At 64.6% G+C, this 25,702-nt stretch carries 25 protein-coding genes; 15 read left to right on the top strand and 10 right to left on the bottom strand.

Going from position 1 to position 25,702, the window contains the following annotated elements; genetic code table 11:
* Positions 1 to 21 precede the first annotated feature (21 nt).
* Positions 22 to 618 (bottom strand): HPP family protein, encoded by a 597-nt coding sequence (locus JW030_RS09905; RefSeq protein WP_241095410.1) that lies wholly within the window; start codon positions 616 to 618, stop codon positions 22 to 24.
* A 171-nt stretch (positions 619 to 789) separates the two neighbouring features.
* On the opposite strand from JW030_RS09905, the gene JW030_RS09900 reads away from it, so the two are divergent.
* From JW030_RS09900 to JW030_RS09890, 3 genes are all read left to right on the top strand, one after another.
* Positions 790 to 1,719: a LysR family transcriptional regulator gene (locus JW030_RS09900; RefSeq protein WP_188044368.1), complete on the top strand. Its 930-nt coding sequence runs from the start codon at positions 790 to 792 to the stop codon at positions 1,717 to 1,719.
* A gap of 154 nt (positions 1,720 to 1,873) precedes the next feature.
* Positions 1,874 to 2,965, top strand: a complete 1,092-nt coding sequence (locus JW030_RS09895) for an AI-2E family transporter (protein WP_241095409.1) — start codon at positions 1,874 to 1,876, stop codon at positions 2,963 to 2,965.
* Between the two features lie 43 nt (positions 2,966 to 3,008).
* Complete coding sequence (locus JW030_RS09890) at positions 3,009 to 4,139, top strand: hypothetical protein (protein WP_241095408.1); 1,131 nt, start codon at positions 3,009 to 3,011, stop codon at positions 4,137 to 4,139.
* On the opposite strand, the gene JW030_RS09885 is transcribed toward JW030_RS09890, so the two are convergent.
* On the bottom strand, positions 4,136 to 4,927 hold the full coding sequence (locus tag JW030_RS09885; protein ID WP_188044421.1) for an SDR family NAD(P)-dependent oxidoreductase: 792 nt from the start codon (positions 4,925 to 4,927) through the stop codon (positions 4,136 to 4,138). The two genes, JW030_RS09890 and JW030_RS09885, sit on opposite strands and share 4 nt — an antisense overlap.
* Positions 4,928 to 5,070: 143 nt before the next feature.
* On the opposite strand from JW030_RS09885, the gene JW030_RS09880 reads away from it, so the two are divergent.
* Positions 5,071 to 5,940, top strand: a complete 870-nt coding sequence (locus JW030_RS09880; RefSeq protein ID WP_188044367.1) for a DUF817 domain-containing protein — start codon at positions 5,071 to 5,073, stop codon at positions 5,938 to 5,940.
* A 4-nt stretch (positions 5,941 to 5,944) separates the two neighbouring features.
* Here JW030_RS09880 and JW030_RS09875 read toward each other — a convergent pair whose 3' ends face one another.
* Positions 5,945 to 7,684, bottom strand: coding sequence for an L-aspartate oxidase (locus JW030_RS09875; protein WP_188044366.1), 1,740 nt, complete (start codon positions 7,682 to 7,684; stop codon positions 5,945 to 5,947).
* A gap of 77 nt (positions 7,685 to 7,761) precedes the next feature.
* Between JW030_RS09875 and JW030_RS09870 the strand changes: the two genes are divergently transcribed.
* Entirely contained in the window at positions 7,762 to 8,730 is a 969-nt protein-coding gene (locus JW030_RS09870) for a LysR family transcriptional regulator (protein WP_188044365.1), read from the top strand.
* On the opposite strand, the gene JW030_RS09865 is transcribed toward JW030_RS09870, so the two are convergent.
* The 5 genes from JW030_RS09865 to JW030_RS09845 all read right to left on the bottom strand — a co-directional run bounded on the left by JW030_RS09865 (position 8,723) and on the right by JW030_RS09845 (position 13,038).
* Positions 8,723 to 9,487, bottom strand: coding sequence for an ABC transporter permease (locus JW030_RS09865; protein WP_188044364.1), 765 nt, complete (start codon positions 9,485 to 9,487; stop codon positions 8,723 to 8,725). The two genes, JW030_RS09870 and JW030_RS09865, sit on opposite strands and share 8 nt — an antisense overlap.
* On the bottom strand, positions 9,484 to 10,284 hold the full coding sequence (locus JW030_RS09860) for an ABC transporter ATP-binding protein (protein ID WP_188044363.1): 801 nt from the start codon (positions 10,282 to 10,284) through the stop codon (positions 9,484 to 9,486). The genes JW030_RS09865 and JW030_RS09860 overlap by 4 nt, the downstream gene beginning before the upstream one ends.
* A gap of 25 nt (positions 10,285 to 10,309) precedes the next feature.
* Positions 10,310 to 10,672 (bottom strand): DUF1048 domain-containing protein, encoded by a 363-nt coding sequence (locus tag JW030_RS09855; RefSeq protein ID WP_188044362.1) that lies wholly within the window; start codon positions 10,670 to 10,672, stop codon positions 10,310 to 10,312.
* Between the two features lie 2 nt (positions 10,673 to 10,674).
* Positions 10,675 to 11,025, bottom strand: a complete 351-nt coding sequence (locus tag JW030_RS09850; RefSeq protein ID WP_188044361.1) for a PadR family transcriptional regulator — start codon at positions 11,023 to 11,025, stop codon at positions 10,675 to 10,677.
* Between the two features lie 126 nt (positions 11,026 to 11,151).
* Positions 11,152 to 13,038, bottom strand: a complete 1,887-nt coding sequence (locus JW030_RS09845; RefSeq protein WP_188044360.1) for a PucR family transcriptional regulator — start codon at positions 13,036 to 13,038, stop codon at positions 11,152 to 11,154.
* A 117-nt stretch (positions 13,039 to 13,155) separates the two neighbouring features.
* On the opposite strand from JW030_RS09845, the gene JW030_RS09840 reads away from it, so the two are divergent.
* From JW030_RS09840 to JW030_RS09795, 10 genes are all read left to right on the top strand, one after another.
* Entirely contained in the window at positions 13,156 to 14,316 is a 1,161-nt protein-coding gene (locus JW030_RS09840) for an alcohol dehydrogenase catalytic domain-containing protein (RefSeq protein ID WP_188044359.1), read from the top strand.
* Positions 14,313 to 15,536: a thiolase family protein gene (locus JW030_RS09835; protein ID WP_188044358.1), complete on the top strand. Its 1,224-nt coding sequence runs from the start codon at positions 14,313 to 14,315 to the stop codon at positions 15,534 to 15,536. The genes JW030_RS09840 and JW030_RS09835 overlap by 4 nt, the downstream gene beginning before the upstream one ends.
* Positions 15,533 to 16,408: a 3-hydroxyacyl-CoA dehydrogenase family protein gene (locus tag JW030_RS09830; RefSeq protein ID WP_188044357.1), complete on the top strand. Its 876-nt coding sequence runs from the start codon at positions 15,533 to 15,535 to the stop codon at positions 16,406 to 16,408. The genes JW030_RS09835 and JW030_RS09830 overlap by 4 nt, the downstream gene beginning before the upstream one ends.
* Complete coding sequence (locus JW030_RS09825; RefSeq protein WP_188044356.1) at positions 16,405 to 17,217, top strand: enoyl-CoA hydratase/isomerase family protein; 813 nt, start codon at positions 16,405 to 16,407, stop codon at positions 17,215 to 17,217. The genes JW030_RS09830 and JW030_RS09825 overlap by 4 nt, the downstream gene beginning before the upstream one ends.
* Positions 17,201 to 17,485: a hypothetical protein gene (locus JW030_RS09820; RefSeq protein WP_188044355.1), complete on the top strand. Its 285-nt coding sequence runs from the start codon at positions 17,201 to 17,203 to the stop codon at positions 17,483 to 17,485. Before JW030_RS09825 ends, JW030_RS09820 begins: the two co-directional genes overlap by 17 nt.
* Positions 17,469 to 18,980: a sodium:solute symporter gene (locus JW030_RS09815; protein ID WP_188044354.1), complete on the top strand. Its 1,512-nt coding sequence runs from the start codon at positions 17,469 to 17,471 to the stop codon at positions 18,978 to 18,980. The genes JW030_RS09820 and JW030_RS09815 overlap by 17 nt, the downstream gene beginning before the upstream one ends.
* Positions 18,981 to 19,060: 80 nt before the next feature.
* Positions 19,061 to 19,471, top strand: coding sequence for a thioesterase family protein (locus JW030_RS09810; protein WP_188044353.1), 411 nt, complete (start codon positions 19,061 to 19,063; stop codon positions 19,469 to 19,471).
* Positions 19,468 to 20,247, top strand: coding sequence for an enoyl-CoA hydratase/isomerase family protein (locus tag JW030_RS09805; protein WP_188044352.1), 780 nt, complete (start codon positions 19,468 to 19,470; stop codon positions 20,245 to 20,247). Before JW030_RS09810 ends, JW030_RS09805 begins: the two co-directional genes overlap by 4 nt.
* A 63-nt stretch (positions 20,248 to 20,310) precedes the next feature.
* Positions 20,311 to 21,930, top strand: a complete 1,620-nt coding sequence (locus JW030_RS09800) for a class I adenylate-forming enzyme family protein (RefSeq protein ID WP_188044351.1) — start codon at positions 20,311 to 20,313, stop codon at positions 21,928 to 21,930.
* A gap of 13 nt (positions 21,931 to 21,943) precedes the next feature.
* On the top strand, positions 21,944 to 22,858 hold the full coding sequence (locus tag JW030_RS09795) for an acyl-CoA thioesterase II (protein WP_188044350.1): 915 nt from the start codon (positions 21,944 to 21,946) through the stop codon (positions 22,856 to 22,858).
* Between the two features lie 66 nt (positions 22,859 to 22,924).
* Here JW030_RS09795 and JW030_RS09790 read toward each other — a convergent pair whose 3' ends face one another.
* On the bottom strand, positions 22,925 to 24,355 hold the full coding sequence (locus JW030_RS09790; protein WP_188044349.1) for an MFS transporter: 1,431 nt from the start codon (positions 24,353 to 24,355) through the stop codon (positions 22,925 to 22,927).
* Between the two features lie 149 nt (positions 24,356 to 24,504).
* Complete coding sequence (locus JW030_RS09785; RefSeq protein ID WP_188044348.1) at positions 24,505 to 25,605, bottom strand: NAD(P)-dependent alcohol dehydrogenase; 1,101 nt, start codon at positions 25,603 to 25,605, stop codon at positions 24,505 to 24,507.
* Positions 25,606 to 25,702 lie beyond the last annotated feature (97 nt).

Raw genomic sequence — 25,702 nt, 5'->3', positions numbered from 1 at the left:
ACATGCTGTCACGGATGGCTGTCAATTGGCGAGGACATCTGCGGCAGGATCCTTCGCGACGTCTGCCGGAGCCCGGCTCGCGCGGCTGAAGCGCGCGAGGAGGAACCGGTAGATCAACGCGCAGGCGCTCAGCGCGAGTGCTCCAGCAAGTACCGGGGTGAACAAATAGTCCCACCCCTCCCCGCCAAGCATCAGCGCGATCGGGGTTCCTCCGGCGGGCGGGTGGATCACGCGCGCGGTCGCCATCGCAGCCATCGCGAGGCCGACCGCAAGGCCGAGACTCCACCAGGTCACGGGGAGGAAAGTCTGCACGATGAGACCGCAAAGCGCCGCAAGGAAGTGCCCGCCAACCACGTTGAGCGGCCGCGAGAGCGGGCCGTCCGGCACGAGAAAGATGAGCACGCACGATGAGCCGAACGCGGCGATCAGGATGGGGGTGCCGGCGAGGTTGCCTGCCTCGCCCAGGAGAGCGATGGTCACACCGCCAGCGACGGCAGCTGCGAGGATGGCGTGCCACGGGAGCGCTGGTTGAGTCGGGCGAATGCGTGCCCAGAACGCCGCCGCCCAAGTACCGCGAGCAGCGGTGGTAGGGATGGGTGACTGTTCAGTATCTGCCACGAGTGTTCCTCAAGGTTGCGCGGGGTGCCACTCGAACGAAAGGCTGGGGAGAGGCGACGGGAAGCGCGTGCCGCCTGTGCCCTGAGATCAACGCTATGGCCGAATGCGCCGCCCCCACAACGAACCACGGGTTGCCGTGTCACAACGCATGGTTGTGCGTAGAATGATGAAGTGTTCAGTCCTCAGCTGCCCGACCTGCGCGCCCTCGAGCTGCTCGAATCGATCGCGCGAACCGGCTCGATCACTCTTGCCGCTGGCGAGCTGGGGATCACCCAGCAGGCGGCGTCGCTCAGGGTGCGCCGGCTCGAGCACCGTCTCGGAAGAGAGCTCGTCGTACGAGCCGCCCGTTCCTCGCACCTGACGGGGGATGGAGCAGCGCTGCTCGCCCTCGCTCAGCCGGTGCTGCGCGCGGCGGCCGAGATGGACGAGGCGTGGGAAGCATTTGTGGCGCCCGGGACCGCCGTCTCCGTTGCCGCAAGCCTCACGATCGCCGAGCACTTCCTGCCCCAGTGGATCATGACGTTCGTGCAGAACGGCAACGACCCCCGTTCGATCAAGTCCCAGTCCACAAATACGCGTGAAGTGGTGCGACGCGTCTTCGCTTCCGAAGCGGATATCGGTTTCGTCGAGGGGAGCGAGCCGCCGCCAGGGCTGAGCTATGCGTTTCTCGCACAGGACGAACTCGGCGTCTATGTCGCACCGGAGCATCCCTGGGCGACGCTTCGCCGCATCAGCCAGTGGACCCTCGCAGAGACGCCTCTGGTGACACGCGAAGTGGGCTCAGGGTGCCGATCGGTGCTGCTAGCGACACTCCTGCAACACGGTGTTGACCCCTCCCAGTTCGCTGGGCCGGCGCTGGAATTGCCCAGCAACTTCGCCGTGCTCGAGGCCGCTGCAGCGAACGTCGCACCCGCGGTCATCAGCACGCGTCCGGCCGAGCGGTTCATTCACGAGTCGCGCCTGGTTCAGGTGAGCGTCGATCGCGTCGCCTTTCAGCGACAGTTGGGCGCGGTGTGGAGGCAAGGAAAACAGCCGCCCACGCACGCGGCACGCGAACTGCTGAGCGCTGCGCTGCAGACGCCGGCGCGTTCTCCGAGTTAGCGCAGCTTCGCTGGATCGCGCAAATTTTCGGGCCCCGACCGGCCGCGGAAGGACTGGTCTGCCTCTACGCTGGGAGAACGTGCATCGACGGGATCCTGCGAAGCGCACTGGAGACCTGAGGCGGGCCGCACCGGCCCCAAAGACTGGGAGCGCAATGAATACGGCGAACGGCACCGCGGGGCGCATGGCAGGGGACGACCACCCAGCAGGGGACTCCGGGTTCGGGCGCTTGCGCCAACTCGGCGTGGCCAGCTGGTCGGCCGTCGGAGCGATCCTGTTGGTCGTCGTCGTGGCCGGCGGTATCAGCGCGCTGAGCGGGATCCTGACGCCCCTCGTGATCGCCGTGATTCTCGGCACCGTGTTCGAGCCCGTCGTGACGTGGCTGGTGAAGCTGCGGGTGCCGCGCACGCTGGCAGCAGCGATCGTGTTGCTCGTGGCGACCGCGCTGGCTACCGTCGTGGCCGTGGTGGTCGTGCGGGGCTTCATCCAGCAGCTGCCCGAGATCACACAACAAGTGATGAGCGGCTGGAACCAGCTGATGGACTGGGCGCGCTCGCTCGACCTCAACCCCGCCTGGATCGACCAGCTACGCAAGGCCGGCAGCGAGTACGCCGGGATCGCGGGGCGCGGGGCGATGGGGCTCGCGACGGGAGCCATCTTCGGAGCGGTGTCGTTCGGCATTGGGACGTTCTTTGCGCTGTACTTTCTTTTCTTCGTGCTGCGCGATGGCCAGATCTTCCCAGAGTGGGTTGCTCGGATCACCGGGCAAGACCGGGAACTTCTCACCCAGATTGACGTCAACGTCCGTCAGTCGCTGCGCGGATACTTCAGCGGTACCGCGGTTACGGCACTCATCACGGGCCCGATCTTCGTCATCCCGCTCCTGTTGCTCGGGATCCCGCTCGTCATCCCGATGATCATCCTCTATTTCTTCCTGTCCTTCGTGCCGTATGTCGGCGCATGGGTCACTGGCGCATTCGCTGTGCTGATCGCCTTCGGTTTTGGAGGAGCGCCGGCCGCGCTGATCGTCGCGCTCAGCCTGCTCGTTTCGAACGGCGTCGTGCAGAGCGCGGTGAGCTCGTGGGCGCTTGGGTCGTCGCTCAACCTGCACCCCGTGATGGTGCTGCTCTCTACGATTGTCGGCGGCGTCGTCGCTGGGGTGTTGGGTATGGTGCTTGGCCCGCCCGTGATGTCCGCGTTCCAGAAGGCATGGGCGACCGTGCGGAGCTACCGGGCGCGGGCATAGCGCCAGGCGATCACCCTCTGCCATCCTGAGGGCATGAGTATCAATGAACGACCTTCGCGGCGAGTCCATGGCTGAGCCCCGCGCGGCAGCGGAGCAGCTCATCGCCGTCCTGGCGCCGCAGCGATCGGTCAGTGTCGAGTCGCAGGCGATCTATGCAGCGCTGCTCGCGGGGACCATCGGGGCCGTGGTTGGACTCGTCGTGGGACTCGCCTTCCCGCCGATGCCACTGCACGGGGACTGGTCGCTCGGTAATATCGTCGCGATTGCCGCCGGCGTGGCCGTCGGCGTCACCACAGGGGTGGGCTACTGGCGGATGCGGTACTCGCCGGGACAGGAATGGCGGCTGAGCCTTCGCCCGTTCACGTTCTCGGTCAACGCGGTGGCCGTCGTGTCGGTGCACGTCGTCCTCACCGTGATTTCGGTGCTGGCGGCCTTTCTCGTGCTGAGCAAGGGGTTCGTCGGCCTCTTGATTGATCCCTTCTGGGCGACGGCGCTCTCCGCGTTGTTTGTGGGGCTCAGCGCCTACGTGACGTACCTCTCGATTGTGCTCGTGAACACGCAGCGCATGTCGACGCTGCTCATGGCCTTCGTCACGATGGGCACGTTTACGGCGATGGTGACCACCCCCGATCCCCAATGGTGGAAGCTCCACTTCAGCGAGCTCGGCACGTTCTGGAGCATCTCGAGCCTCGTGTTTAACGGCACGCTCGTAGTGGGCGGGCTGCTGCTCACCACGTTCGCGGTCTACCTCTCCCACGACCTGCAGGTACTCGTCGAGAGGGGAGTGCTCGCACAACAGAACAGCGCCAAAGTGATCTCACGGATGTTCATCGTGATGGGCCTCATGATCGCGGGCGTCGGCATTGTGCCGGTGAACGTCAGCCTCATCGTGCACAACACGTTCGCAAGCGGCATGGCGGTCATGTTCTTCGGCATGCTCGTCCTTGGCCCCAAGGTGCTTCGCGGTATGCCGCGCGCCTACTTCATCTCTGCCTGGATCTTCCTCGCCTCGGTCGTCGTGTCAGTGCTGCTGTTTGCCGTTGGCTACTTTGGGCTGACCGCGCTCGAGATTATCGTCTTCGCGCTGATCTTCGGCTGGATCTCGGTGTTCATCCGGTTCCTGGGGGCCACGGGCCAGGTGGACAGGGGCCCACAGGCGGGTAGCGGGCGCTAGCGGCCAGGCCCGGGGCCGCCTCGTCCCGTGAACTTGTCCATCGACGAGTAGACGTTGAAGACCCGATCGGCGACCGCGTCCCACGCGCGCGTCGGTAGGACCCCGCGCATCGCCATCGCGAGCTTGACCGTCCACGGCTTCGTCACGATGGGGGTGCCGGCGAGCATGCCGCGCCAAGCGGCACTCGTCGCTTGGCGGGGCGTCATGATGGGCGTGAGGAGCGGGCCTCGCGCGCCCTCGAACATGCCGGTCGAGACGAAGCTCGGGCAGAACGTGGTCACGGCGATGTGGGTGCATCCGGCCTGCGCGAGTTCGAGGCGCAACGACTCGCTCCAGCCAATCAACGCCCACTTCGACGCCGCATAGACGCTCATGTTCGGATTCGCGATCGTGCCGGCGGCCGACGCGATGTTCAAGATGCGCTTCGGGCGCGAGCGGTTCAGCATCATCGACGGCAACAATTCGTGGGTAAGCCACATCGGGGCGAGCGCGTTCACCTGCATTGTGCGTTCGATGTCGCGCTCTGGGTCGTGCTCCCAGAACGGGCCGCCCTTTACGATGCCCGCGTTGTTGATGAGCACGTCGACCTCGCCGAGCTGCTCGCGGGTCTCGGCGACGCCGTGGCGTACGTCAGTGAGGCTGGACACGTCGACCACGAAGGGCCGCACCAGGCATGAGGAGCGGTCGAGGCTCGCGGCAAGCGCGCTCGCCGCAGCCTCGTCGACGTCCCAGATCGCCACCGCCCGGGCGCCCTGCGCGACGGCCATGCGTGCGTAGATTTCGCCCATGCCGCGGGCCGCGCCCGTGATGAGGACGACGGCGTCGTGAATCACGGCGTGCTGTGCCAAAGTGCTCAAGTGGTGCCTCCAGAGTGGTCGTGGGACACACGCTACCGCCAGCGGGGTCAGGCTGCGCCCACTACTCTCGGAGAATGACCGGGGCTCACCGCATGCTCACGCCGCTCGAGGCGGCGATTGACCGGACGGCGAACCGTGTTCTCGCACGAAACCCCGCATCGGGGCGCCGCGCCGTGGCCATCGAGTGCGCCGTGTTCCTGCTCAAACAGGGGTGGGCATGCATTTTCGGGGCGTTGCTGCTTCTCGCGATCGTCGCCGCGAGGCTCTGGTACCCGGACGACGCTGCGCTTGCCCGCAACGACGCCCTCACTATCGCGGCGATCCTGATTCAAATCGGGATGCTTGTCTGCAAACTCGAGAGCGGCCGCGAGCTCTGGGTCATCGTTTTGTTCCACCTCACCGGCACCGCGATGGAGCTGTTTAAGACCGACGCTGGCTCGTGGACCTATGGAGCAGAGGGCGTGCTCAGGATCGGCGCCGTTCCCCTGTTCAGCGGATTCATGTACGCGGCCGTCGGCTCGTACATGGTGCGCGTCTACCGGCTGCACGACCTGCGCTTCAGCCGCTACCCGCCGATCTGGGTGACCACCGTCGTCGCGACCCTGATCTACGTCAACTTCTTCGCGCACCACTTCATATTCGATGCGCGCTGGATCCTGCTCGGGCTCGTGCTGCTCTTGTGGGGTCGCACGATCATGTACTTCCGGATCTGGCGGGTCACGTTGAAGGTGCCCGTGCTCGTCGTGTTTGCCGGGGTCGCGCTGGTGATCTGGCTCGCCGAAAACATCGCCACCTGGGCCGGAGCCTGGCTGTACCCGAATCAGGAGGCCGGCTGGGAGCTCGTCTCGCCGCAGAAGATTATCGCGTGGTTCTTGCTGATGATCATCTCGGTCGTGATGGTGACCTGGGTGTATCGACCCAGGCCACCGTCCGACGAGGCGTAGCTTCCTACTCCACGAGCTTCCCGACCGTCGACACCTCCACCATCAACGCCGCGATCTCTTCCGGGATCGGCGGGATCGCCTCGCGGGTGACGCCCGTGCTCGGCGACCAGACGAGGTTGACGGTGAGCGCCGGGTCCGTCTCGGGGAAGTCGCTCCGGTTGTGGCAACCGCGGGTCTCGCGCCGTTCGAGCGCGGCCTCGAGCGTGGCCCTAGCCGCGAGCGCCGAGGCTTTGAGGTCGAACGCATGGGCGAGATCCTGGAAGCCAGCGATGTCGGGGTGGATGCCCACCCGGGCTATGCGCTCCTCGATGGTTGCGAGCTTGGCGAGCCCCTCAAGTAGCCCTGCCTCGTTGCGCACGACGCCCGCGTGCTCGGTCATCATGTTGCGGATCTCGCGCTGCAGCGCCCGCACGTTCTCGTGGCCTTCCGCGGCCAGCAGATCGTCGATCTCGGCGCGCGCGGTCGCGAGGCTCTCGCGCGAGCGGGGCTGGGCGGCAAGCGTCGCCGAGTACTCGCGGGCCGCCCGCGCCACGATCCTGCCGAAGACCAGCAGTTCGATGAGCGAGTTGCCGCCGAGGCGGTTTGCGCCGTGCAGGCCGCTCGACGCCTCTCCGATCGCGTATAGGCCGTCGACGTCGGTGCTGTGATCTTCCGGTCGCACCCACACCCCGCCCATCGAGTAGTGCGCGGTGGGCGCGATCTCGATCGGCTCGCGGGTGATGTCGCGCATCTGCAGCTCCATCATGGTCTGGTAGACCCGTGGCAGCCGCTCCATGATGACCGCGCGCGGCAGATGCGACACGTCGAGCCAGACGCCGCCGTTCGCGGTGCCGCGCCCCTCCGCAATCTCGGTGTATGCCGCCAGCGCCACCCGGTCGCGGGTCGAGAGCTCCATGCGCTCGGGGTCGTAGCGCTCCATGAAGCGCTCGCCGAGCGCGTTGGTCAAGATGCCGCCCTCGCCGCGCGCCGCCTCCGAGATGAGGGTGCCCGCAGCGTTCTCGGGTTCGATGATGCCCGACGGGTGGAACTGCACGAGCTCGGGGTCGCGCAGCCGGGCGCCCGCGTCGACCGCGAGGCGGAACGAGTCGCCGGTGTTCTCGTCGCGACGGGACGAGGTGCGCCGCCAGATTCGGTTGTGCCCGCCCGCGGCCAGGATCACGGCGTCGGCGTGGATGAGGATGCGGGTGCCGGTGTTGATCTCGAAGCCGTAGGCGCCACAGACGCGGCCGTCCTGCACGAGCAGACGGGTGATGTAGACCTCGTCGAGGATGGGGATGTTCAGCGCGGCGGCGCGGTTCACCAGGGTGCGCTGGATCTCGAGCCCCGTGTAGTCGCCCGCGAACGCGGTGCGGCGGAACGTGTGTGCGCCGAAAAAGCGCTGCGAGATGCGGCCGTCGGCCTCGCGCGCGAACGGCATGCCGTAGCGCTCGAGGTCATGGATGCCCTCGGCGGCGCCGCGGGTCACGATCTCGACCGTGTGGGGGTTCGCGAGCAGGTAGCTCTCCTTGAGCGTGTCGGCCGCGTGCTGCTGCCACGAGTCTTCCTCGTCCATCGTGGCGAGGGCCGCGTTGATGCCGCCCGCGGCGAGGGAGGTGTGCGCGTCGTGCCGCGGGCGCTTGCCGATCGCGAGCACGTCGGTGCCGAGCTCTGCGAGTTCGATGGCGGCGCGCAGGCCTGAGCCGCCGGTGCCGATGACGAGGACGGTGGTGGAGAGTTGGCGTTCGTGGGGGAGTGAGGGGGTCATGCGCTCAACGCTAAAATCGGCGACTTGATTAGTCCAATGAATGATGTGAGTCATTTCGATAGCGGTACGCTATGAGCATGAACTTGGAACAGTTGCGGAGTTTCGTGGAAGTGGCCCGAACCGGGCATTTCACCCGGGCAGCGGCCAACCTGCACCTCGCTCAGCCATCGCTCAGTAGGCAGATCGCGACGCTCGAACAGGGACTCGGCGCGGAGCTGTTCCACAGAATCCGGGGCAACGTCTCGCTTACCGCCGCCGGTGAGTCGCTGCTGCCGCTCGCGAAGAGAATGCTCGCGGACGCGGAGACCGTGCGCCACGAGATGCAGGAGCTCGCGGGGCTCAAGCGCGGGCGAGTGCGTCTCGGCGCGACCCCGACGCTGTGCATCAGTTTGGTCGCGGAGGCGCTCGCCGCATTCCACACCGCATACCCCGGGATTCAACTACACCTCACCGAGGGCGGCTCGCACGGCCTGCTCGAGGGTCTCGCCGAGGGTGCGCTCGATCTCGCGCTCATCACCACCTCGGACGAGGGCGGCGGTGAGTCCTCCGGCCTCGAGCGTATTCCGCTGCTCACCGAGGAACTCGTCGTGATCTCGGCGGCGCAGAGCCCGCTCTTCGGATCCCGGACTTCCTTGACGCTCGCGCAGCTCGCGAAGCTGCCGCAGATCACCTTCCACGAGAGCTACGACGTGCGCGCGGCCACCATGCGGGCGTTTGGCGAAGCGGGGCTCGTCCCGCAGATCGTGCTGGAGGGCTCGGAAATGGATGCGGTGCTGCGCTGCGTCGAGCGCGGGCTCGGCGTCGCGGTCGTTCCCGCCATGGTGCTCGCGGACCGGCCGTCGCTTCGCTCGGTGCGCCTGCGAGCCGACGGCCTGACCCGCACCGTGAGTCTCGCCCATCGCGGTGACGTGCCGCTCGGGCGGGCGGCGCGGGCGATGCGCGACCTCGTCATCGACACGGCGAACGTGCTCTCCGCGGTCACGCCCGAGGTGGACGGGCTGGTAGGCCGGGCCTCACGTCCCACTCTCGGGACCGAGGCTAGCTGAGCTTGCGGCGATAGATCACAATCGCGTAGGCGTAGGCGGCGATGAGGATGCCGACCAGCCAGGCGAGGGCGATCCAGATCTCGCTGCCGACGGGCTGCTCGGCGAAGAGTGCGCGGATCGTGTCCACGATCGAGGTCACCGGCTGGTGTTCGGCAAACCAGGCGACTGGACCGGGCATCGAGCTGGTGGGCACGAACGCCGAACTGATGAACGGCAGGAAGATGAGCGGGTAGCTGAACGCGCTCGCGCCGTCGACCGTCTTCGCCGAGAGTCCGCTGATCACGGCGAGCCAGGTCAGTGCGAGGGTAAACAGCACCAGGATTCCGGCGACCGCGAGCCAGGCGCCGACTGATGCCCCGGATCGAAAGCCCATCAGCAGCGCGACCCCGACAACGATCACGATTGAGACGATATTCGCCACGAGTGACGTCAGTACGTGGGCCCACAGCACGCTCGAGCGGGCAATCGGCATCGACTGGAAGCGCTCGAAGATCCCGCCCTGCAGGTCGAGGAAGAGTCGGTACGCGGTGTACGCGACGCCGGACGCGATCGTGATGAGCAGGATCCCGGGCAGCATGTAGTTGATATACGACTGGTCGGAGCCGGTCTTGATCGCCCCGCCGAGGACGTAGACGAAGAGCAGCATGAGCGCGATCGGGGTGATCGCGGTCGTGATGATGGTGTCGGGGCTGCGGAGGATGTGCCGCAGCGAGCGGCCGGTCAGGACGCCGGTGTCGCCCAGGACGTGGCTGGTCATCGGTCTTCCTTTCGTGCGGGGTCGTCGACCGTCTCGCCGGTGTCTCCGACGAGGGCGAGGAACACGTCCTCGAGCGACGGTTGTTTTTCCACATACTCGACCTTCGCGGCCGGGAGCAGCTGCTTGAGCTCCGCGAGGGTGCCGTTTTGGATGATCGTGCCCTCGTGCAGGATCGCGATCCGGTCGGCGAGCTGCTCCGCCTCATCGAGGTACTGCGTGGTGAGGAGCACGGTGGTACCGCCCTCGGCGAGCTGACGCACGGTCTGCCACACCTCGATGCGTGCCTGGGGGTCGAGTCCTGTGGTCGGTTCGTCGAGGAAGATGATCGGCGGATTGCCGATCAGGCTCATGGCGATGTCGAGTCGGCGGCGCATGCCGCCCGAGTAGGTCGCCGCCCTGCGGTCTCCCGCCTCGGTGAGCGAGAACTGGGCGAGCAGCTGGTCGGCGATCGCGCCGGGCTGTGCGAGGTGACGCAGTTTGGCAATCAGGATCAGGTTCTCGCGCCCGGTGAGTACCTCGTCGACCGCCGCGAACTGGCCGGTCAGGCTGATCGATTGTCGAACGTCGCCGGGCGCCGCCGCGACGTCGAACCCGTGCACCGTTGCGGTGCCCGCGTCGGCTCGCAGCAGGGTCGACAGGATCCTGACGAGCGTGGTTTTGCCCGCACCATTCGACCCGAGCAGCGCGACGATGCTTCCCGCTTGGACCTCGAGGTCGACGCCGCGGAGGACTTCGACCGTGCCGAAGGACTTGGTGATGCCCTGTGTCTGAATCGCGGGCGCTCGGGTGGTGGCCATGGTGAAATCTCCGTTCTCGAGGCGCTTAGGCCTCGCAGGCGGCCCGATCGATGGCATCGGTCAGGCGCGTGCGTTCTTTGTCGATCCACTGCTTTCCGTTGTACGACCGGGCGAAGTCCTCGGCGAACTCGACAGGGTCGTCGCCCACCAGGGCCCGGACTGAGGTGCCGTCGATGGACGCGCGCTCCCAGAGGTCGGCGAAATCGCCAAACATGGTGACGAGCGTGTCGCCGTCGGTGACGCCGCCGAAGTACATGAAGTACCGCTCGAACGCCTTCGCGGCGGCGCGGTACGGCTCGGGGAGTGCCTCGATGCGTGCCTTGTACTGCTTGTACTGCTTCTTTTGTTCGAGGGACCCGGTGAGAGTCTCGATCCACTTGGCGGCCATGGTCATTCTCCTTCGTTCTGTGTCTGTTCGATGTCTCGGTGAAGCTGTTCGATGCGCTCGGCGAGGAAGCTCCAGGTGCCCCAGAACTCGCTGAGGTACTCCCTGCCCGCCGAGTTGAGGGAGTACACCTTGCGCGGCGGACCCTTTTCGGAGGGGACCTTCGCCACGTCTACGAAGCCGCGCTGTTCGATCCGCACGAGCAGCGCGTAGACCGTGCCCTCGGCGATCTCGGCGAAGCCCTGCTCGCGGAGTCTTGCGGTGATGTCGTACCCGTAGGCCGGCTGAACGGCCAGGATCGCCAGGACGATCCCCTCGAGCGTGCCCTTGAGCATCTCGGTCATTTGCTTGCCCATGACGCCCCTTTTCTCGCTACTTGGTGTTACTGACTACCACTAGATAGTAACACCAAGTAGCCGGCGCGCAAGGGGGAGTTTATGTACTACTCCAGGCTGCTGACCTGGCTCCCGTGAGGCCGCGTCTCAGACGTGCTGGCCGCGAAGTCTCTGCAACTGCAGAGCAAGAAAGAGCTGGGAGCTTGAACTGGGCTCAAGCCAGTCGGCCCCGAGAATGAGACCGACTCGGTCGAGACGTTGGCGAAGTGTGTTGGGGTGCACGTGCAGCTCGGCCGCGGCGGTGCTGTGCTTTCGCCCTGCAGTGAAGAACGCCCACACTGTCTCGACCAGTTGGGTCTGACGGTGCGCGTCGTAGTCGATGAGGGCGCCGAGCGTGCCGGCGATCACGTCGTCGATAGATTCCGGGCTGGCCGTGTGCAGGATCAGGCCCACCATTCCGAGGCTCTGGCGACTTCCCGAGGTACCCACCATTCCGAGGGCGAGGAGTGCCCTGAGTGATCGCTCCGCGGACGAGTGTTGATCCTGCAGTGAACCCGAGAAAGAGTCAACGGACTCGGTGCCAATGGTGGCGACAAGGTTCTGCGAGGTGAGCAACGCGAGAGCCTGGTCAGCGACGTTGTCTGGGTGGATGAGGACGACGGTGCCATTGACGGTCGCCATTACCCCCTGGGAGGTGTCGGTGAGTGCGCGCAACAGGCTGAGCGCGCGCTCCTCCTGTCCATGTGCGTCGAGCACATGGACAGTCACTGGTCGGCCAAGGTTGACCCCGAATCTGGCGGCGCGTGGCGAAACGCTGAGATCCTGCCCGGCTCCGGGTCGAATGAGTAGCCCGATGAGCTCAGATTGGGCGCGGAGATCGCTCTCGAATCGGGTTTCGTCAATCAAGAGCATGACGCTTAGAATCAGTCCGGATCGAGTCAGTGCTCGCCGACTCGCCTCGCTTGCTTCGCCGCTGAGCAGCACCGCCCCGAGAACTCGGGAGCCGGCATTTGCGGTCATGACGGTGTGGTGCATCGATACGTCGCCGGGGCTCAACGCGCCAGTGAGGGTGAAAGACTCTGCAGTCTGCGCAGACCGCGACATGGCGTCAAGGAGCTCGCTGCGATGAATGGGTGGGGTGCCAGCGCCGTGTAATGGTCGACCCGCACCATCAACGATCCAGGTCTCTGCGCCCGTGCCGGCGCTGAGGAGGCGAAGGAAGCTGCCGTATGGATCGTCGCCGACGATGCACTCCATGAGGGCACGCTCAAATTGCTGGTCGGCGGCGAGGCTGAGATGCTCCCGTTCTCGTTCAGTTTGAATGAGATCTCGCTCGCGAATGGTCTCCTTCATCTCGCCGATGAGGCGAGCATTGCTCAGAGCGACGCTCGCCAGAGAGCTCATCGATTCGACGAGCCACATTTCCTCCGCGGTGAACTTGCGTTGATAACGCTCTGCGACAAGAAGCGCGCCAAGGAGCACGCCATTGCGAAGCAAGGGTGCCCCCATAATCGAGCGCACTCCCTCGTCTTCAACCGTGCGGTCAATCTCTGGCACGTGAATGAAATCGGGATCAACCGTGTAGTCGAGCGACTGTGACGGGATGGTGCCGCCGGCGATCTTGCCGAGCACGCCGGTGCCGAGCTCCATGCGAATCTTCCGGTAGCTCTCAGTCGCCACGCCGTCGGTCGTGTGAATGTAGGTCTCCTGCCGCTCGTAGTCGTTCAGGCTGATGTAGGCCATGTCGCTTCCGAGCAATGTGCGGGTGCGTCGCACGATCGCCTGAAGTACCTCTTCGAAGTCCGTAATCGCCGACAGATCAGTGGAGGACTCGAGGAGCACGCGAAGCAGGTTCTCCCGACGGCGGCCACGGACGAGGCTTTGCTGCACCCTGCGAGCAGCCGCGGCATCGGCGTCCGTGAGCAGTCCGGCAGCCTGGACTCGCTCGAGCTCGAGCTCGAGCATTGCGGGGCTGCCGGAGTACTCAATGAGGGCAAGAAGTGAGTGCAGTGGAGACGAATCGCCGTTGATCATGGTCAGATCGTACACAATCACGCGACTCTTGTGTGATTCGCTAATATATGAATGCCGAAGTGACCCTGCAACGATTGGTCTTCGAACCGCAGCAGCACACAAAGGGGTACCGGTTACGTGAAGATATACGGCGCAGTTCTCGAGGCAGTTGGGCGACCTCGTCCGTTCGCCTCGAGCCAGCCCATCAGCATTAGCGAGCTCTCGCTCGCGGCGCCCGGCCCGAGCGAGGTGCTTGTTCGGATCGAAAGCGCTGGGCTCTGCCACTCCGACCTTTCCGTGGTGGACGGCAACAGACCTCGGCCAGTGCCGATGCTCCTCGGCCACGAGGCCGCCGGGATCGTCGAAGCCTTTGGTGGGCAGGTGTCCGACTTGGCCGTCGGAGACCGAGTGGTACTCACCTTCCTGCCTCGTTGCGGGAAATGTGATGGGTGCCTCGCAGGAGGACGGTTGCCCTGTGAGCCGGGCACCCGTTCGAACACGTTGGGCACCCTTTTCGAGGGCGACGTTCGTCTCAGCCGTGACGGCGAGCCGGTGGCCCATCATCTAGGGGTTTCGGGATTTGCGAGCCATGCGGTCGTTGACTACCGCTCCCTCGTGCGAGTTGATAGCGATGTGCCCGCAGAAGTTGCCGCCTTGCTGGGCTGTGCTGTGCTCACGGGTGGCGGTGCAGTGCTCAACGAAGCGCGGTTGCAGCCGGGCCAGCGCACCATCGTCGTCGGGCTCGGCGGTGTCGGGATGGCGGCTCTGATGACCGCGATTGCGGTCGGGCAAGGCCCGGTGATCGGCGTCGATATGAACCCCGAGAAGCTCGAGCTCGCTCGCCAGCTCGGCGCTATCGCTGCATTCACGCCGCAGGAGATGCTGGCTGCCGGAGAAACGGCAGATTGCGTTATCGAGGCTGCGGGCAGCGCCCCCGCGTTCGAAACCGCCGTGCAGCTGACTGCGCCAGGTGGAAAGACCATCACGGTCGGGCTCCCGCACGCTGACGCTCGCTCGTCGATCTCCCCGCTCGGACTCGTCGCCGAGGCCAGAACGATCGTCGGTTGCTACCTAGGCTCAGCCCTTCCGCAGCGCGACATCCCGATCTTTGCCGAGTTCTGGCGTTCGGGGCGACTTCCCGTTGAGCGGTTGGTGAGTTCGCATATCAGCCTTGACGGACTCAACGAGGCAATGGATCTGCTTGCAGAGGGCCGAGCCCTTCGGCAGATGATCACGTTTCCGATGCCAGGCGAGACCTCGCAGCCGGCGCCGAGCCCACTGATGGAGCAGCTCACTTGAACGACTCACTTCCTGTAATTGTTTCCGCGGTACGTACCGCGATTGGCCGCAAAGGCGGTGCGCTTGCCGGCTACCAAGCATCGGAACTTGGCGGCATTGTCATTCGCGAAGCGGTGGCCCGAGCCGGAGTTGCCCCCGAGGACATCACTGATGTGATTTTGGGTAACACTCTCTCGCCGCAGGGCAACGTGGCGCGAGTCGCCTCGTTGCACGCCGGGCTGGGCGAAAGCGTGCCGGCGCTGACGATCGATCGTCAGTGCGGATCCGGCATCAATTCGGTGGCGCTCGCTGCACAGGCGGTGCTTGCCACAGGCGGAATCTACGTTGCCGGTGGGGCAGAAAGCATGACGAACGAGCCGCATCAGCTTGCGCGCAGCGCTCGCGCATACGATGCTCAGCCGCCTCGTTTTCTGCGCCGTGAACTGGCGCCGGCGGAGATTGGTGACCCGGTGATGGGGATCACCGCTGAGAACCTCGCGGCGGACTACGGAATCTCACGTTCGGCGCAGGACGCGTATGCCCTTGAGAGTCAGAAGCGTATGGCGGCGGCCCAGGCGCGCGGCGCCTTTGACGAACATCTCGTTGGGGTTGCTCAGCCGGACGGCTCGCTCTTTCTGCGGGACGAGCACCCTCGTGCAGATAGTTCAATCGAAAAACTTGCGAGCCTTCGTTCAGTGTTCGACCCCGAGGGCAGCGTTACTGCAGGCAACGCATCAGGGATCAACGACGGTGCGGCTGCGACGGTGGTGATGAGCCGAGCCGAGGCAAACGCGCGGGGAATTACTCCACTCGCGACCATCACCGGGTGGGCGGTCGCCGGAGTTGACCCCACCCGAATGGGCATCGGCCCAGTGCCTGCAGTTCGGAAGCTCCTTGCCGCGACCGGGCAGCGTCTTGAGGACTTCGACCTGGTGGAACTCAACGAGGCGTTCGCAGCTCAGGTGCTCGCCTGCCAGGAAGAGCTGCGGATCCCCGCCGAGAAACTCAACGTGCTGGGCGGCGCCATTGCGCACGGCCACCCGATCGCGGCAACGGGAACAATGCTGATCGCCAAGATCATCACCGAGCTGGGCACGCGCGGCCTTCGTCGAGGCCTCGTCACTGCGTGTATCGGCGGGGGACAGGGCATCGCCCTCTCCCTTGAACGCGAAATACCGGGCATGGACGCGCCCCTAGCCGACTTGACCAGCGCCGAAAGCGCAACGAGGAGCCAGGCATGATCACCACTTCACCAATCGCTCTCACTGTGTGCGGGAGCGGCGCAATGGGTTCGCAAATCGCACTCGTTGGGGCGCTTGCCGGACACCAGGTGACGCTATTCGACATTGACGTGAACCGGCTCGATGCTGCGGTGACGGAGCTGCGCGGCCACATGGAACGTCGCGTAGCAAAGGGCCGTAACACGCAGGACGAGGCCGACGCGGCCTTCGCTCGGCTGCGCACCACGACGGAACTTGAGGATGCCGCTGCGAACGCCGACTTCATGATCGAGGCGATCGTGGAGAACCTCGAGGCGAAACGTGATCTCTTCGAGCGCTTCTCTCGGCTCGCGCCGGTGCACGCGGTGCTTGCGACGAACAGCTCCAGCATCGTGAGCTCGAAGCTCTCCGGCGTGGTTGTTGACCCATCACGGGTCTGCAATATGCACTTCTTTAACCCGGCACTCGTTATGGAGCTCGTCGAGGTCGTGCAGGGCGAACACACCTCCGACGAGACCGTGTCGCGAGCGATGGCCCTCGCCGAACAGATGGGCAAGAAGCCGGTACTCATTGCACGAGAGATATTCGGCTTCGTTGTCAACCGGATCCTGACCGCGATCTTTGACGAGGCGCTCAGCCTCTACGAGGCAGGCATTGCCTCGGCAGAAGATATTGACGTGGCCGTACGCGCTGGATTGGGCCACCCAATCGGTCCGTTTGCCCTTCTGGATCTGACGGGAATCGACGTGAACTACCACATCAAGAACCTGCAGGCGCAAGAGAGCGGCGACCCGGCCGATGGCCCGGCGAAAAGCTTGGTTGACCTCTACGAGGCCGGGAACCTCGGGCGCAAGTCCGGGCAGGGCTTCTTTAGTTACGGAGAGAAGGCGTGACCGCCGTGCTGATCGAGACGAGCCTCGCCTCGGGCATCGCGACGCTAACGCTGAATCGTCCCGAGGCGCTCAACGCCCTGAATGACCAGATGATCGACGAGATGCGTACTGCTCTTCTCAACTGGGAACGAGACCCCGAGGTCTCCGTGGTGATCGTCACCGGCTCCGGGCAGCGCGCCTTTGCAGCCGGTGCCGACATTGCTGAGCTGGCAGGGAAAGATCCCCTTGAAATGGCGCTAGGCAGCGGAATGCAGGAGTTCTTCACCTGGCTTGCCGGCTATCCAAAGCCGACGATCGCCGCGGTGAATGGATATGCCTTCGGCGGAGGCTTCGAGCTTGCGCTCAGCTGTGACATCAGGATCGCGAGTGACTTGGCTTCGCTTGGCCTTCCGGAACTGTCCCTCGGGATCATCCCGGGCGCCGGCGGAACGCAGCGGCTGTCTCGCATCGTGGGGCAGGGTCCGGCGCTCTACCACGTACTCACTGGCACGCCGATCAAGGCCGCGCGCGCACTCGAGCTCAATGTGGTCAGCGAATGCGTGTCACCTGAAGCGCTGCTTGAACGCGCGGGGGAACTCGCTCGAACGATCCAGCGGCAGGGCTCCGCCGCCGCCCGGCTGGCGAAGCTCGCCATCCGAGATACCCAGCCCGGACTCGACTCCGGACTGCTCGTGGAAAAACTCGCCCAAGCGGTGCTGTTCTCCACGACCCAGAAACGAGAAGGCATGGCCGCCTTCCTCGAAAAACGACCGCCGAACTTCAACGATGAAGTCCCACGAAAGGACACCCCTCATGTCGGAACTGCATAATCCGAAGGGATTCTTCCCGATATCCCGGTATCGGCTGATCTCAACGATTGTTGTGCTCGCGCTCTGCGTGCTCGCGATCAACCCATACACGTTCAACACCCAGGTCGCGGGTACCGCGATCATCAATTGGCTGATGGTCGGCATCATGATCGTGGCTCTCGCCGTCATGATCATCGACCTCTTTATTACGCCGTCGCCCAAAGACGAAGCCAAGAGTAGCAACCGCAGCGAAGACGCTGCAGTAGAGATCGGTGAAGCACGTGGATAAGGTTCAAGTTCTACCGCTCATTGTCCTCATTGCCTACATGCTGATCTGTGTCGGCATTGGCATTTACGCGTCCCGCCAGAAGACGTCGGGCACCGCAAAGGAGTACCTGACCGGCGGCGGTGGCGTCGGCTTCTGGGTCAACGGATTCGCGATCTTCGCAGCCTTCGCAACCGGTGGCACGATGCTCGGCAACCTCGGCCTTTCCTACGCCGGAGGTTGGGGCTACATCACTGCCTACAACGCTGGTGTCGCAGTCGGGTACCTCATCACGACGTTCTTCCTGGCGAAGACCCTGCGCAATATGAACGTCTCGACGGTGCCGGAGTTCATCAAGGCGCGATTCAAGAACAAGGGCCTGAACATCATTGTCCCGATCGTTCTCGTGGTGACCCTCGTGGCGTACCTGGTGGCACAGATGAAGGTCGGCGGCATGATCGGCGAGCGGCTGTTCGGCATTCCGTATGCGGGCTCGGTTGTTCTGATCGGTGTCGTCTACGTGTTCTACACCTTCATCGGAGGCATGAAGGCGGTGACCCTGACCGACTTCTTCCAGGGTCTGCTGATGATCGGCATCATCGTCGCAACGGGTGCGATCGCAATGACCACCAACGGGGGCGGGATCAACTCTTACGAGATCGCTCAAGAGCTTCGCCCGCAGTGGACCGCTGGCGGAGACGAGGGCACCTTCCCGTTTGTCGCCTACGTCGGTGGCTTCCTCGTATGGGCTACTGTCAACGCAGTTCTGCCGCACACCGTCATGCGCCTGTTCGCCGCAAAGAACGAACGCACCGGCCGGGCATCGCTGGTGCTCGGACTGGGTCTGTACGTCTTCACCGGCATTATCACCGTGATCGCGATCGTCGCGTCAACGATCATCATCACGAACGGCGCCGACCTCGACAACGCCGACGAGACGCTACTGATCTTCCTCGAGAGCGTGCCCAACTGGCTGATGGCGGTCGCCTTCGCGGGTATTTTCGCGGCTGTGATGTCGTCGGTGAGCGCAATGCTCCTCGGCCTCAGCGCCGCGTTCTCCTACGACCTCATGCCGGAGTTCCGCCCGGGCATGAGTGACGACACGAAGCGCAAGATGACCAAGGGCGGCATCATCGTCTTTGGCCTCATCACCCTTGCGCTCTCGCTGAACCCGCCAGCGTTGCTCACACTGCTCTATACGGCCGCAATGGGCCTGCTTGCCTCGGCGCTCTTCTTCCCGACGGTACTGGGCATCTGGTGGAAGCGGATGAACAGCATCGGCGCGCTGGCTGGCGCGATTGCCGGCGGCGCCTCCTACCTGATTCTGCTCTGGGGATTCAGCCTGCCAGCACTCTCGCAGATCCTGATCTCCCTGCCGGTTTCCCTCGTGGCCTGCATCTTCGTCAGCCTGCTGACGAAGCCGCCAACCGAGTTCGACCTGCACCGGATCGCTATCGCTCACGAGCGTGAGTACACCGATGCGGATGCGGCCGAAGCGAAGGCACGCTTCGCACAATAAGAAGCAGTAAAGAATGAATCGTCGGGGCGCCAGTCCGATCTGGGCTGGCGTCCCGGCACCCCTCAGTAGCTAGGAACTTCGTGTTTGAAACCGTGATCCACCCCAGAGTCTCCGAGACCGACGCCGTTGGCCACATCAATAACACCGTTGTCCCGGTGTGGTTTGAGGCAGCGCGCCGAGACTTCTTTCCCCTCTGCGGGCCAGTGGACGACTTCAGCCAGTGGCGAATGATCGTCGTAAACCTCACGGTGGACTTCATCCATGAGCTTCGCTACCCGGATCCTGTGGTCGTGCACACCTGGGTCGAGCGGGTGGGGAATAGCTCGCTCACCCTGTACGAGGAAATGCGCCAGGGCGGGGAACTGTGCTGCCGCGGCCGCGCAACCTACGTCAATGTTGACCCTGAATCGAAAAGGGCTGAGCCCCTCAGCGACTCCGTTCGCGCCGCGCTCGGCACCCACATCCTCCCTCCCGAGAAGGACTCAGAATGACCGACAACGTCCACTACTCCGTCAATGATCGGATCGCCCGGATCACCCTCGACCGCCAGGACGCGCTCAACGCCCTGAATAACAGCATGATCGCTGCGATCGGAGCCGGTATTCGGCAGGCAGGGCTCGACCCCGAAGTGCGGGTTCTCGTTATCGAGGGTGCCGGCCGCGCCTTCTGCGCAGGGGACGACCTGATCGACATGGGCACGGATGCGCATCCGAAGTTCGACGACACGCTCGAAGAGTATCTGCGCGGTTACCCAGCGCTCGTCAGCGCCATTCGTCATCTTGAGAAGCCGGTGATTTGTCGAGTTCAGCGTTACGCGCTCGGGGCAGGACTTGAGATCGCGCTTGCCTCGGATTTCATTATCGCCGAGGAGGACGCGAAGATCGGACTTCCCTTCGTGCTGCGAGGGATTGCGGCTGGCACAGCAGTGCTGCCAGCAATGGTGCCGCGTCAGGTTGTCGCGCGACTGCTCTACTCCGGAGAAATGGTGGGTGTGGTCGAGGCCCAAAGTTGGGGCCTGATCACCCAGGTTGTCGCGGCAACGGAGCTGGATGCGGCGGTCACTGAACTCGCCACGCAGCTGGCGAACGCCGCGACCCGCGCGATTGGACTCATGAAGGGCGCGATTGTTGCGACCGAGGAGTCTCAGCTCGCCACCGCTCTCCGGATGCAAGCCTCGGCGAGCGTCTCGTCTGCTCTGACGCGCGACTTTGCTGAGGGGGCAGCGGCATTCGCCGAAAAGCGCCCAGCGAATTTTTCAGGTAGCTAGAACGCTTGCTGGGCCGGGCGCCCTGCCCGGCAGCGACGAGACACGACGGAACGATAGAGAGCAATGACGCACACAAACGCGACCCTGGCACCGACCCGTGGCATTCCGCTGCACGCTTATCTGCGTGAGCACGCGGCGACGAGTCCCGACAAGACGGCGATCGTCTTTTACGGTCGAGAGTTTAGCTATCGCTGGCTTGATGAAAGCTCTGATTCACTTGCTGCCCAGCTCGCTGCGCGGGGAGTCGAGAAGGGTGACACCGTTGCCGTCTTCATGCAGAACTGCCCGCAATTTCTCGTGTCATTCTTCGCGGCTCAGAAACTCGGAGCAGTGGTTGGCCCCTGCAATCCAATGTTCAAGAAGTGGGAGTTGGAGTACCAGCTGACCGATCTCGGAGCGAAGGTCCTGATTACGACGGACGATCTCGCCTCCGTCGTCGAGGCAACTGCAGGCTCGACCCCGGTGGAGCATCTGATCTCGAGCAGCAACGAGGAGGCGCTGCCCGCCGGAGGTTCAGCGAGCTTCCCTGGCCCGCTGGGAGTCGCACCGGCGGCCGGTGCGGAGCGCTTCTTCGACTTGATCGCAGCGGGCATTCGTGCCCCGGAAGAACCCCCGATCGAGATGGAGACTGATCCTGCGCTCGTTATTTACACGTCGGGCACCACGGGACAGCCCAAGGGAGCGCAGCTGTCTTTCCGGAACGCTGAATTTAAGACCGCCTGCATGCTGTCGACCTACGGGTTCCGTTCGGATGATGTATTTCTGAGCGTGATGCCGGTCTTCCACATCGCGGGAATGCTCGTCGGAGTGAACTCGCCAATTATGGCGGGCGCGACGATAGTGCTGCTGAACCGCTTCGACGCTGACGAGGTGCTTCGCGCGATGCAGGCGCACCGTGTCAGCGTGATGTACTCAACTCCGCCAATGCACGCGCAATTGATGGCGAGCCCTCTCTTTGCGCGGGAGAGCTTCCCGGCATTCCGCATGAATCTCGGCACGAGCTTCGGCACGCAGATCGACGAAGCGCTCTCGGACAGCTGGGCTGCCCAATCAGGGGTGCCGCTGTTCGAGTTTGCCTACGGGATGAGCGAAACCCACACCGGGGACACGTTGATGCCTCCGCAGGCTATCCGGTACGGCAGTGTCGGCAAGCCCACCTGCGAGACATCGGTGCGAATCTGCGATCCCAATGACCGCTCGATTGACGTTCCGCCCGGAGAGCTCGGGGAAGTGGCAATCAAGAGTCCCAGCGTCTTCTTGGGGTATCGAGGCCGACAGGAGGCGACCGACGCCGTCAAGGTAGACGGCTGGTACTACTCCGGCGACATGGGCAGAGTTGACGAGGACGGGTATCTGTTCTTCGACGGTCGTTCGAAAGAGATGATCAAGTCGAACGGCTATTCGGTCTTCCCCGAAGAGGTTGAGCGGATGCTGGTACGGCATGCGGCCATTCGCCAAGCAGCGGTGGTCGGATTTGATGACGGCGCGCGGGGCCAGTCGGCGCGTGCGTTCCTTGTGCTCGAGAACGAGGCCGTCGGTACGCTGACGGAAGCCGAGATTATAAGTTGGGCCCGTGAGCGGATGGCAGCCTACAAGTACCCTCGCTCGATTCGGTTCATTGACGAGATACCGCAAACGAGCACCGGCAAGATGTTGCGTATGAAGCTGAAGGAGCTGGACTAGGAGATTGAACGCGGTGCCACACCTGATTCCGGTGCTCACCCCTTGGGCCATCGAGGTACGACCGTCACCCGTGGGTGCGCACGCTGACGAAATCCGCTTCTCGGGCAACACCATGCCCACTCCCTGGCCCGCGGCGTACGGGGGAGACCTCTGCGTAGGCGCGCTCGCCGCGGCGGCTCGCACCGTCGAGCCAGCGCGATCGGTTCACTCGCTCAACCTCAGCTTTCTGCGACCGGTTGACCGGAACGGCGCGCTGGAATATCGAGTGCGGCCGCTCAGGGACGGGCTCACCTACGCCACGCGCGACGTCTCGCTGTGGCAGGACGGCACAGAAATGGCCAGCGCCACAGTCTCATTCCGTCGGCCCGCGAAGTTGGAATGCTCGGATCACGGCGCCAGGAGCTCGTTGAGTGAGGTGCCACGACCAGAATCCCTCCCAACGGCGGCCGAGGCGATCGCGGCACGGGGGTCGTACGGGCTGGAGGACGCTCTCGATGAGTATTGGATCAACGGACGTGGTCTCGACGTTCGCCACGTGACGGCTCCGAGCTACGGTGTCGCCGCGGGCAAAGCAGGCAGCACCAACGCGCTCTGGGTTCGACTTTCCCCCGAAAGCGCAGCGCTCGCTCCGCTGCGCGATGCAGCGTGGGGCGGCCCGGCGTTGATTGCGTACCTGGCGGATGACACAATCTTGGAATCTGCGCTGCGCGCGCGCGGCGTCGGGTGGTGCGCGCCGGGCTTGTTTAGCACGAGCATTGACCAGAAGATCTGGTTCCACGCCGAGGCTGTTCCCGGCGACTGGCTCCTGTTCGAGCAGCGAATGCTCAGTAGCGCGGGAAGCCACGTAGTGTGCGAAGGTCACCTGTTTCGGCAGGACGGGACGCTCGTTGCGACGGTAGTGCAAGAGGGGATTGTTCGGACTCGGTAAGGGGCTCGAGCCCCTCGCTGAAGCGGCGAGCCAAATGGCCCGCCACTTCAACGATCCTGCGGGTGGCTACGCCGAGACGAGCTCCTCGGTCGCGGGGGAGGTGGCCGACGGCTGTCGCATCGCGAGCGCCGTGATGACGGCGCCGGCGAGGGCGAGCAGCCCCGCGCCGAGGAAGGCCGCGCTATACCCGTCGGTCAGCTCGGCGGTCGACGGCTCGGTGCCCGAGATCCCGTAGACGACGGCGGTGAGCACGGCGAGCCCGAGCGCCGAGCCGATCTGGTAGCTCGTGCTCACGAGCCCCGATGCGACGCCGGTCTCGGCGGGCGGCGCCGCGTTGATCGCGGTGCCGAGCGAGGGGACGAACGCGAGCGACATTCCAAGCGCCGCCACGAGGGCCGCGGGCAGTACGTCGACTGCGTAGTTGCCGTCGGGGTGCACGAAGGAAAGCCAGACGAGCCCGACCGCCAGGAGGAGGAGGCCACTTACAATCATCGACTTCGCACCGAATCTCGCCTGCAGTCTCGGGGCCAGTGCGATCATCACGATCACGACGAGGCCGGTTATTGGCAGAAGGGCGGCTCCCGCCGCGAAGGCGCTCGCGCCGAGGACCTCCTGCAGATACAGGTTCAGGAAAAACCACATCGAGACCCACGCTGCGCCCAGCAGTAGCTGCGCGCCGTTCGCCGCGCCGAGCATGGGGGCCCGCAGCAGGCCGAGGCGCAGCAGCGGGTTGCGGCTGCGCGCCTGGATGACGAAGAAGACGGCGAGCAAAGCGATGCCGGCGACGAGCGTGCCGATCGTTTGGAGGGTGAGCCAGCCGACCTCGGGCGCGCTCGCGACCGCGTACACGACGGCTGCGAGGCCGGCGGTAGCGGTGACGGCGCCCGCGATGTCGATCGATCCGGACGCCTTGCGCACAGTCCGGGGGAGCGTCGAAGCGGTCAAAGCGAGCACGACGAGCGCGATCGGGACGGTGATGTAGAACACCCAGGGCCAGCTGGCGAACTCGGTGAGCACGCCGCCCAGGAAGACGCCGGCGGTGCCGCCGATGGGGGCAGCGGCGCCGTAGATCGCGAACGCCTTGGGCAGGTCTGAGGTACCACCAAAGAGCAGCATGAGCAGGGTGAGTGCGGCTGGCGCGATCAGCGCGGAGCCGGCCCCCTGGATCGCGCGCCCGGCGATTTCGAGCCCGACGCTATTCGCGGCGCCCGCGAGCAGCGAGCCGGCGATCAGGATGACCCAGCCCAGCACAAATATCTTGCGCGCGCCGAAGGCATCGGCGAGGCGGCCGCCGAGCAGCAGGAGCCCACCGAAGGCGACCACGTACGCGTTGAACACCCAGGACAGCGATTCCGGCGTAAAGCCGAGGTCTCGCTGAATGTCGGGAAGCGCGACGCCGATGATCGACGTGTCCATGATGACCACGAACTGCGCCGTGGCTATCAACAGCAGGCCGAGCCATCGCTTCGTCGCTGAAATGGGCTTTGCGGGTGACATGTGAACTCCTCTGGGGCATGGTCCGGGGATACCCGGACGGGGTATAGCGTATACCCAGGGGGGGTATCCATTGCAAATAGGTCACCAAGCTGGAGGACACAAAGAAAAAGGTGCCAGGCCGAGGCCTGGCACCTTTCACACGAACCGAGCTAGTACAGGACGACCGGCTTGATCGTCGCGCCCGACTCACTGTCGGCGAACGCCGAATTGATGTCGGTGAACGCGTACGTCTTGACGAGCTTGTCGAAGGGAAACAGCCCGCGCTGGTAGAGCGAGATGAGCTTGGGAATGAACTCACGCGGCACCGCATCGCCCTCGACCACCATCGAGATGGTGATGCCGCTCGTGAGCAACGTGCCGATATCGAAAGGGGCCTCGGTGCCGAGCTTCGCGGCGCCGACGAGCACGCCGTGTCCCCGCAGCGCGAGCGACTTGGTCATCTGGGCGAAGACGGCCGGAACCCCGGTGGTGTCGAGCGCGTACTGCACACCCCTTCCGCCAGTGATCTCACGGATCGCCTCGACCGCGTCCACGTCTTTGGAGTTCACAACATGAGTGGCACCGAGCTCCTTCGCGAACTCGAGACGCGAGGGCACGATGTCGACCATGATGATGGTCGTCGCCCCGCTGGCGACCGCGGCGAGCATGCCGGCCAGGCCGACTGCGCCGGTACCGAACACCGCGATCGATTCTCCGGGGCCGGGCTTCAACACGTTGAGCACCGATCCTGAACCGGTCATGATGCCGCATCCGAGTGGTCCGAGGAGTTCGAGCGGGGCATCGTCCGACACCTTCACCGCGTTGCGGGCGCGCACGTTCGTCATCGAGGCGAACGAGGATTGGCCAAAGAAGTTCGACGAGATCGGGGTGCCGTTGTCATCGAACATCTTGCTGCCGTCGGCCCGGCTGCCGCCGAAGTTGAGCGCGAAGAAATCGGTGCAGTACTGCGGATGCCCGCTGATGCAGTTCTCACACACGCCGCACGAGGCGGGTGCAAGCACGACCTTGTCGCCCACCTTGAGGTCGATAACGTCGGCGCCCACGGCCTCCACGATGCCCGAGCCCTCGTGGCCGAGTACTGCGGGAAGTGGCACCGGATACCACTGGTCACGCACGATGGCGTCGGTGTGGCAGACGCCCGAGGCGACCATGCGCACCGTCACCTCGTCGGCGCGGGGCGCATCGAGCGCGAGCTCGCGAATGTCGAGATCGGTCTGGGGCGCGGTGGCGACAGCTGCTTGGATCTTCATGTGTTCCCTCAATTCTTTGGGTGGAAGAACGTTGTGAAACGATGTTCGGCCGCCGGAGAAATCTCGGGTGCAACTGGTGGTCTTGGCCCGGGAAGTG

Origin of the sequence: Leucobacter sp. CX169, assembly GCF_017161405.1 — a bacterium.
Lineage (GTDB): Bacteria > Actinomycetota > Actinomycetes > Actinomycetales > Microbacteriaceae > Cx-87.
Note: the sequence above shows the minus strand (reverse complement) of the source record. Positions and strands in the feature narration are given on the sequence as shown.